Below are 8,390 nucleotides of genomic sequence, written 5' to 3'. Positions count from 1 at the left end.
GAGTTCCTGGAGCTCGCGGCCATCCGGACGAAGGCGGTCCGGCAGGGCGATCCGCTGGACACCGAGACCATGATCGGGTCGCAGGCCTCCAACGACCAGTTCGAGAAGATCCTGTCCTACATCGAAATCGGCAAGTCTGAGGGAGCGCGGGTGGTCACCGGCGGTGAACGCGCCGACCTCGGTGGTGACCTGGCCGGCGGGTTCTACATCCAGCCGACGGTGTTCGAGGGCAACAACAACATGCGGATCTTCCAAGAGGAGATCTTCGGACCCGTCGTCGCGGTGACGTCGTTCAAGGACTACGACGACGCCATCTCGATCGCCAACAACACCCTCTACGGCCTGGGTGCCGGCGTGTGGTCGCGGGACGGCAACACCGCCTACCGGGCCGGCCGCGACATCAAGGCCGGCCGGGTGTGGACCAACTGCTATCACGCCTATCCCGCGCATGCGGCGTTCGGCGGCTACAAGCAGTCCGGCATCGGCCGCGAAAACCACAAGATGATGCTGGACCACTACCAGCAGACCAAGAACCTGCTGGTGTCCTACAGCAACAAGGCTCAGGGATTCTTCTAGACATGACGAGTAGAGCCCTCATCACCCAAGCCGCCGCCGATCTGCTGGCAACACTGCAGGAGCGGCACGGGGCGTTGATGTTTCACCAGTCCGGCGGATGCTGCGACGGGTCGTCGCCGATGTGTTACCCCGACGGTGACTTCATCGTCGGAGACCGCGACATCCTGCTGGGCATCCTCGACGTCGGCCCTACCGGCGTGCCGGTGTGGATCTCCGGACCGCAGTTCGACGCGTGGAAACACACCCAACTGGTGATCGATGTGGTGCCCGGCCGTGGCGGCGGGTTCAGCTTGGAGGCGCCCGAAGGTAAGCGTTTCCTGTCGCGCGGACGGGCGTTCACCGACGCCGAGGTCGACGAACTCGCTGCGTGCCCGCCCCTGACCGGGGCCGAGTACGCGGCGGGGAAGCGTCCGACGGACACGGGAAGCCACATCGTCGCCGAGGCGTCAGACGCCTGCCCGGTGCCTCAGAGGTAGAAATCACCCGGATCGCCCAGTGCGGCTATTGCCCCGCCCACTAGGGTGAGGGCGTGACCCACTTTGACGTCGTCGTTCTCGGAGCTGGCCCCGGCGGATACGTCGCGGCTATTCGTGCCGCTCAACTGGGGCTGAACACCGCCATCATCGAACCCAAGTATTGGGGTGGGGTGTGCCTCAACGTTGGGTGTATCCCGTCCAAGGCATTGCTGCGCAACGCCGAGCTGGCCCATATCTTCAACAAGGAAGCCAAGACCTTCGGTATCAGCGGTGAGGCCAGCTTCGACTACGGTGCGGCATTCGACCGCAGCCGCAAGGTCGCCGACGGCCGGGTGGCCGGCGTGCACTTCCTGATGAAGAAGAACAAGATCACCGAGATTCACGGCTACGGCACCTTCACCGGGCCCAAGTCGATCTCGGTGAAACTCAACGACGGCGGCACCGAGAACGTCACCTTCGACAACGCGATCATCGCCACCGGCTCATCGACCCGCCTGGTCCCGGGCACCACGCTGTCCGACAACGTGGTCACCTACGAAACCCAGATCCTGTCCCGTGAGCTGCCCGGGTCGATCATCATCGCCGGCGCGGGCGCGATCGGCATGGAGTTCGCCTATGTGCTCAAGAACTACGGCGTCGACGTCACCATCGTCGAGTTCCTGCCGCGGGCCCTGCCCAACGAGGACGCCGAGGTCTCCAAGGAGATCGAAAAGCAGTACAAGAAGCTGGGCGTGAAGATTCTCACCGGCACCAAGGTCGAGGGGATCGCCGATGACGGGTCGGTGGTGAAGGTCACCGTCAGCAAGGACGGCAAGACCGAGGAACTCAAGGCCGACAAGGTGTTGCAGGCCATCGGGTTCGCGCCCAATGTCGACGGCTACGGTCTGGAGGCCGCCGGGGTGGCGCTGACCGACCGCAAGGCCATCGCGATCGACGAGTACATGCGCACCAACGTGCCGGGCATCTATGCGATCGGGGATGTGACGGCACTGCTGCAGCTGGCGCATGTGGCCGAGGCCCAGGGCGTGGTGGCCGCCGAGACCATCGCCGGTGCCGAGACGTTGGCGCTCGGCGATTACCGGATGATGCCGCGCGCGACGTTCTGCCAGCCGCAGGTCGCCAGCTTCGGGTTGACCGAACAGCAGGCCAAGGACGAGGGCTACGACGTCGTCGTCGCGAAGTTCCCCTTCACGGCCAACGGCAAGGCCCACGGCCTGGCCGACCCGACCGGGTTCGTCAAGCTCATCGCCGACAAGAAGCATCTGGAACTGCTCGGCGGGCACCTCATCGGCCCGGATGTCTCCGAACTTCTGCCCGAGCTGACGCTGGCCCAGAAGTGGGATCTGACCGCCCACGAACTGGCGCGCAACGTGCACACCCACCCGACCCTGTCTGAAGCGCTGCAGGAATGCTTCCACGGCCTCACCGGCCACATGATCAACTTTTGAGAAACGAGATCATTGCCGGGATCGGCGGATTGGTCGTCGGCCATATCCTGTGGCTGACGGCCATTTCGTTGGCCACCGACAGCAGCTACGTCAATCAGTGGGTGTTGGTGGTCGCTGCGGTGTCGTTCCTGATCGCCGTGGCGGCCGGCCTGCTCGGGAGGCGCAAGTACCAGCAGAAGGCCTACGAATGGGCGGCGTTCCTGTGGCTGCTGCCGGTCTCACCGGTACTGTTCTCGATCGCCGTGCTCGGGGTGACGTACCTGTAGGCCCGCGCTAGTCCGGGAAGTCCAGCGGGATCCGCAGGGTCGCCATCGTGGCGGCCAGCGCATCGTATTGCCCTGCCAGCATGCAGAATTCGATGAGCTGGGTGCGGTTGAGGATCCCCGAGAGCGCGGCCCAGGTCTCCGATGACATCGAGCGGGTAACGACGAATTCGTCGGTAGCGGTGATCAGGATGCGCTGCCGGTCGGTGAGGCCTTCAGCGTCAGGACCCTCGAAGATGCGGGCCTGGGTTTCGCGGTCCACCCCGCGGCTGCGTGCCAGCCGGCGATGCTGCTGCAGTTCGTACTCGCAGTCACGCAGGTGCGCGACGCGCAGGATCACCAGTTCGGCGTCCTTGCGGGGCAGCTTGCCGAGCGGCCCGAGCAGCAGCCCCGCCGACGGCAGCCACGCCAGAAACAGCAGCTTGTGCTGCCCCAGCACATTGAAGAGGGTGAACCGCGGCGCCCGGATAGCTCGCGCTCCTGCCTTGGCGATGACCCAGTTGATCGGCCCCAGCTCCCGGAATCCTCCCGGTGCGATGCGGGCAGGCTCAAGTGTGCTCACCTAGCCGAGTCTGGCACACCGTGCGCCGAGGCTGGCACACCGCGCGACACTACGGTTTTTGGTGCGATTTCGACGATTTCGCGCCACAAACCGTCGTCTCGGCGCAGAGTCCGCGTAGTCAGGACTTCTTGTTCCGCCTCGGGTCAGCCATGCGGCGGTTATCAAAAAGTCCAGCTGCCGCCTGGCTGCAGGACGAATCCGCGGTTGCTGTCGTTGTCGATGCAGGCGACTAATTCACCTGCGTCGACGGCGCAGGTGAATTGTCCTACTGTGGGACCCCAATCTGCGACAAGCTTCTTGCCAACATCGAGAAACAGATTGCTCGGGACCGTGCTAGGCGAGCACGCTCCGCCCGAATATTCGATGGTGTAGGTATATGGTGGGTGCGTCTTCGCTTGATCTTTGGGTATCGCACTCAAGCACACCTTGTTGTTGGGTTTCTCAGGATCGGCCGGATAATTCCCGTGGCAGCCCATTCCATTCAAGTTGATGGTGCATTCCACTCCGCTTGCGGTGACGAATTGATAGGTTGGGCCGCCACGTAACGGAACGTAGTACTTTTCAGCTTCCACAGCCGTGAAATTGTCAAGGTTTGGAAACACGTGAGGTGGCGGATCAGCTATCGCTGTCCCAGTGGTTTGTCGCGTGCAGCTCACCAGGATCGCCGTCGTGGCGCACAATATCAAAGCAAGCGTCGACGCGAGACGTGACAGTCGAAGTGCGAGAATCCTACGGCTCGACGGAATTTCCGATGCAATTCTTAAAGTGGCCACGAATTCTCCAATCAGTGCTGAACAGTGATCGTCGTCGTGTACGTCTGGGGATCATATGGAGCCGCAACCGGATTCTGAGTTCCCGGGGGGTTGATGTTGACACCGTCCCATGTGCTGACGCGTAGATCGATGGTTTCTTGTCCGGTAACGGGGTCGTATGTCGTATCGATGACGGTTGGGCCGTACGGTGCCGCCTTACCATGGTCACCTATTGTGGGCTCTGGTCCGAGGATAGTTGTTGGAACAGCCGCCTTGAGTCCCTCGGCGGATGACGCGACCGCCGCGCTCACTGCAGGTCTGGCATCTTTCGGATCGGCGGAGAAGTTGTCTGACCCAACGAGCGCGAATCCACCGCCTTTCAAAGCGACGAGCTGGCTTTCGCGCGCGCCTGGCATTCCCTTGATCTCGGCTGATTCCGGTGAGCCGGTTTTGTCGACGGACATGTGTACCGTTTTCATCCAGTCGGCCGGTTTTTGCCCGGGTTGGATAGGCGCGGACTCAAACATATAGCGTTTGATCTTGCCGTCCGCGTCGGTGATATTGCCGACGATCATCATTTTTCCGGTGGTCTTATCGTAGGCGCCACTCGGTTGATAAATCTTCTGCGGCTTTCCGTCGGGGCCGGGGAAAGTAAGCGGGCCAAGAGGTTTCGGGTTGTTGGGGTCGCTGAAATCCCATGTCTCTGCTGGCGCGGCATAGGGATTCTTGCCTGCCTCCACGTGACCGTCCGGATAGCTGAAGAACGCGAGCCGCTCCCCGTTGGGGCCGATGGCCGTTCCGGTGGGAATGGGTCGCGTGCCGTCATCTGGTACGTGCTTTGCCTTTTCGCTGTCGGGGTCGCGATCGACCTTGTTGTCCACCGGTGACCAATCGGCCTTGTGGGTCTGGGGATCCCCGCCGAAAGTCGGCCCCTTTCCGTCAGGGAACGCCACTTGCAGGTCGTACTTGTCCTGCTCGTACTTGAGCGGTCCGGCGGGTCCGGTGATCGTCGGTTCTCCTGGAGTACCGGGATGTTCCGGAGTGGGACCGGTGTGGCTGAACTCGAAGTCGCGCATTGCGGTGCCGATCTCTTTGAGTGCGGTACCCACCGCCTCGTCGACCGCTGCCAGATTCATGGCCTGTGCACGGATGTCAGCTTCCAGCGCGCGGGCAAGGTTCTCTCGTAACCAGCTGAACGGATTGGGGAAGTGGGGCAGTCGGTCTCGGAGTGAAAGGTCGTCGTTGACGCTGAACATCCGGTTCTCCGCGTTGGTGATCGCATCGAGCGCTGACTGCCGGGCGTCGGCAATGCGGTTCGCGCCGTCGGTTGCCGTCTTCGCGGCTTGACGCAGCAGATCCTCGACCCGCTTCATTTCGGTGACGTCCGCGGAGAACCGGTCTCGGGCCCGGTCGGCGCTCGCGCCCACCCACGGAGCGCCGTCCAGTGCAGTGCGGGCATTGTCGTAGCTCTGCTGGATTTGATCAGCACGCGCAGACCAGGCCTTGGCAGCCTGTTCCAGATGACTCGTACTCCAGGATTGGATCTGCGACCGCGTCGGCGTCTGCACCATCTGTTCGACGCCTATCCACCCGGCTTCATGGTGGCGGCCAGCTTTCCGGCCATCGCCGTATCGGTAGCGTCATACGCCGCCGCTGCGCGATTCAGGTTGATGCCGTACCCGTTCAGCCGGAAACCGGCCACCCTCGTCACATGATTGGCGCTCACGGCTGTCTCGGTCACCGCGGCGGAACTCGGCTGAAACTCGGGTCCGGGTTCCATCGGGGACACCGCGGCCTGCAGTTCACCGCCCAGGGCGGTGAACTTGTTGCCGACCACCTTCAACTGGGCGGTGTCGACTTCGAGCCGCGGCGCCATGGCAAAAGTCTATGGCCGGGTGGCAATCCCGAGGAGCGGCAAAATTCAGGACTTCTTGACCAGATACGGCGACACCGTGGATCGGTGTTCGTCGATATCGAGGGCCCGGCCGAGCGCGGGAAATGCGCGCTGTGGACAGTTGTCGCGTTCGCACACCCGGCACCCGGACCCGATGGGTGTGCTGACGTCGCCGGATACGTCCAGGCCGTCGGAGTAGACCAGCCGGCCTGCGTGACGCAACTCGCAGCCAAGGCCGATCGCGAAAGTCTTGCCGGGCTGGCCATATCGCGACGCGCGACGCTCGACGGTCCGGGCGACCCACATGTAGTTGCGTCCGTCGGGCATCTGAGCGACCTGCACCAGGATCTTGCCGGGATTGCCGAAGGTCTCGTAGACATTCCACAGCGGGCAGGTGCCGCCCGACGAAGAGAAGTGAAAACCGGTGGCGGACTGGCGTTTCGACATGTTGCCGGCACGGTCGACCCGGACAAATGACAGCGGCACACCCCGCATCGACGGTCGTTGCAATGTCGAAAGGCGGTGGGCCACCGTCTCGTAGCTCACCGAATAGAACGCCGACAGCCGCTCGACGTCGTAGCGGAAGTTCTCGGCGACATCGTGGAACTGCCGGTAGGGCAGCACGGTGGCGGCCGCGAAGTAGTTGGCCAGCCCCAGCCGGGCGAGCTTGCGGGACTCGTCGCTGGTGAACATGCCTTCGGTGACCTGCGCGTCGATCAGGTCGCCGAACTCCAGATAGGCCAGTTCGGCGGCGAGCTTGAACACGTACTGTCCCGACGAGAGATGCCCGCCGATCTCGAGGGTCTTGGTCTGCGGATCGTAGCGGTGCATCACGTTGTCGCCGAGGTCGATCCGCCTGACGATGCGCACGCCGTGCACCATGGTGAGCCGTTCGGAGAGCTCGCGCGACAGCTCGGCCCGGTGCATCCGCATCCGAATGGTGAAATCCTCTGCGGCGGTATCGAGTTCGTGGAGATAGTTCTGCCGCTGATAGAAGAAGTCACGAACTTCCTCGTGGGGCATGGTGATCGAGCCACTGCCGCTGCTGTCGGAGTACCGGCCCTCGGTGACCGCGGCCAGTTGCGTTGTGGTGAGCCGATACCGCTGGTGCAGGTTGACCATCGCCCGCGCCAGCGTGGGGTGGGTGTTGACGATGTCGGCGACTTCGGCGACGTCCACATCGATGCCGAGGTCGCGGTCCATCGTCACCTCGCGCAGTTCGGCGACCAGGCGCGTGTCGTCGTGCGATGCGAAGAACGTGGCATCGACACCGAACACCTCGGTGATGCGCAGCAACACCGCCACCGTCAGCGGCCGCACGTCATGCTCGATCTGGTTCAGGTAGCTGGGGGAGATGTCGAGCATCTGCGCCAGTGCGGCCTGGCTGAAACCGCGTTCGCTGCGCAGTTGCCGTACCCGCGAGCCGACGAAGGTTTTTGCCACGTCAAACAGCGTAACAACGCTGTGAAGCCCGTCTTCGCATTCTTGGCAGAACGGTCGTTGGGACTGCCCCGGGGTGCCTGGCATGATCGGTCTGGACGAGCGATTGGGGAGATCGAGATGACGGGTTCCGCAGACAAGCCGACGGCCGGACTGGGCAAAGTCATGATGCCGGTACCGGATCCGCATCCCGACGTCTTCGACCGGGAGTGGCCACTGCGGGTCGGCGACATCGACCGGGTGGGCCGGCTCCGGTTCGACGCCGCGTGCCGCCACATCCAGGACGTCGGATCCGATCAGCTGCGGGAGATGGGCTTCGAGGAGACCCACCCGCTGTGGATCGTCCGGCGGACCATGATCGACCTCATCCGTCCTGTCGAGTTCCAGGACATGCTGCGGATGCGGCGTTGGTGTTCGGGGACCTCGAACCGGTGGTGTGAGATGCGGGTGCGCATCGACGGCCGCAAAGGCGGCCTCATGGAATCCGAGGCGTTCTGGATCAACATCAACCGCGAGACCCAGGGGCCCGCCCGCATCTCCGACGACTTCCTCGAAGGTCTGCGCCGGACCACGGACGAATCCCGGCTGCGGTGGAAGCCCTACTTGAAGCCGGGCAGCCGCGAGGACGCGGTCGAGATCAAGGAGTATCCGGTCCGCGTGTCGGACATCGACCTCTTCGACCACATGAACAACTCGGTCTACTGGACCGTCATCGAGGACTACCTGTACTCCCACCCGGAGCTGCTCGCCGGACCGCTGCGGGTGGCCATCGAGCACGATGCGACGGTGGCTCTCGGCGAGAAGCTGGAGATCCTCTCGCACGTGTACCCGGCGGGGGCGACGGACAAGTTCGGTCCGGAGCTGTCCGATCGGACTGTTATAACGCTCACATATGTGGTCGGCGACGAGGCCAAAGCCATCGCCGCACTGTTCTCCCTCTGATCACCCCAGGTTTAACAGTACGGGCGTACTGACCTGC

10 protein-coding genes are annotated in these 8,390 nt (G+C 63.3%); 5 read left to right on the top strand and 5 right to left on the bottom strand.

What is annotated here, in order from left to right:
* From A5784_RS12905 to A5784_RS12890, 4 genes are all read left to right on the top strand, one after another.
* On the top strand, window positions 1-576 hold a 576-nt coding region (locus tag A5784_RS12905; protein WP_156750523.1), incomplete at its 5' end, for an aldehyde dehydrogenase family protein.
* Window positions 577-578: 2 nt separating this feature from the next.
* On the top strand, window positions 579-1,052 hold the full coding sequence (locus A5784_RS12900) for a DUF779 domain-containing protein (protein ID WP_064945289.1): 474 nt from the start codon (window positions 579-581) through the stop codon (window positions 1,050-1,052).
* Window positions 1,053-1,105: 53 nt separating this feature from the next.
* Window positions 1,106-2,500 (top strand): dihydrolipoyl dehydrogenase, encoded by a 1,395-nt coding sequence (gene lpdA / locus A5784_RS12895; RefSeq protein ID WP_064945288.1) that lies wholly within the window; start codon window positions 1,106-1,108, stop codon window positions 2,498-2,500.
* A complete protein-coding gene (locus tag A5784_RS12890; protein ID WP_064945287.1) occupies window positions 2,497-2,766 on the top strand; it encodes a hypothetical protein in 270 nt (89 codons plus the stop codon). Before lpdA ends, A5784_RS12890 begins: the two co-directional genes overlap by 4 nt.
* A 7-nt stretch (window positions 2,767-2,773) precedes the next feature.
* On the opposite strand, the gene A5784_RS12885 is transcribed toward A5784_RS12890, so the two are convergent.
* The 5 genes from A5784_RS12885 to ramB all read right to left on the bottom strand — a co-directional run bounded on the left by A5784_RS12885 (window position 2,774) and on the right by ramB (window position 7,414).
* Window positions 2,774-3,325 carry a carboxymuconolactone decarboxylase family protein gene (locus tag A5784_RS12885; RefSeq protein ID WP_064945286.1) on the bottom strand — a complete coding sequence of 184 codons (552 nt, stop codon included), beginning with the start codon at window positions 3,323-3,325 and terminating at the stop codon, window positions 2,774-2,776.
* A 161-nt stretch (window positions 3,326-3,486) separates the two neighbouring features.
* Window positions 3,487-3,897, bottom strand: a complete 411-nt coding sequence (locus A5784_RS38250) for a hypothetical protein (protein WP_156750522.1) — start codon at window positions 3,895-3,897, stop codon at window positions 3,487-3,489.
* Window positions 3,898-4,109: 212 nt separating this feature from the next.
* Window positions 4,110-5,648: a WXG100 family type VII secretion target gene (locus tag A5784_RS12880; RefSeq protein WP_064945285.1), complete on the bottom strand. Its 1,539-nt coding sequence runs from the start codon at window positions 5,646-5,648 to the stop codon at window positions 4,110-4,112.
* A gap of 11 nt (window positions 5,649-5,659) precedes the next feature.
* On the bottom strand, window positions 5,660-5,953 hold the full coding sequence (locus A5784_RS12875) for a type VII secretion target (RefSeq protein WP_064945284.1): 294 nt from the start codon (window positions 5,951-5,953) through the stop codon (window positions 5,660-5,662).
* Window positions 5,954-5,998: 45 nt separating this feature from the next.
* Window positions 5,999-7,414 carry an acetate metabolism transcriptional regulator RamB gene (ramB, locus tag A5784_RS12870; protein ID WP_064945283.1) on the bottom strand — a complete coding sequence of 472 codons (1,416 nt, stop codon included), beginning with the start codon at window positions 7,412-7,414 and terminating at the stop codon, window positions 5,999-6,001.
* A 117-nt stretch (window positions 7,415-7,531) separates the two neighbouring features.
* Between ramB and A5784_RS12865 the strand changes: the two genes are divergently transcribed.
* Entirely contained in the window at window positions 7,532-8,353 is an 822-nt protein-coding gene (locus A5784_RS12865; RefSeq protein WP_064945282.1) for an acyl-[acyl-carrier-protein] thioesterase, read from the top strand.
* Window positions 8,354-8,390 lie beyond the last annotated feature (37 nt).

The organism is Mycobacterium sp. 852013-50091_SCH5140682, from assembly GCF_001665685.1.
Lineage (GTDB): Bacteria > Actinomycetota > Actinomycetes > Mycobacteriales > Mycobacteriaceae > Mycobacterium.
This window is presented reverse-complemented; position numbering and strand designations above follow the sequence as displayed.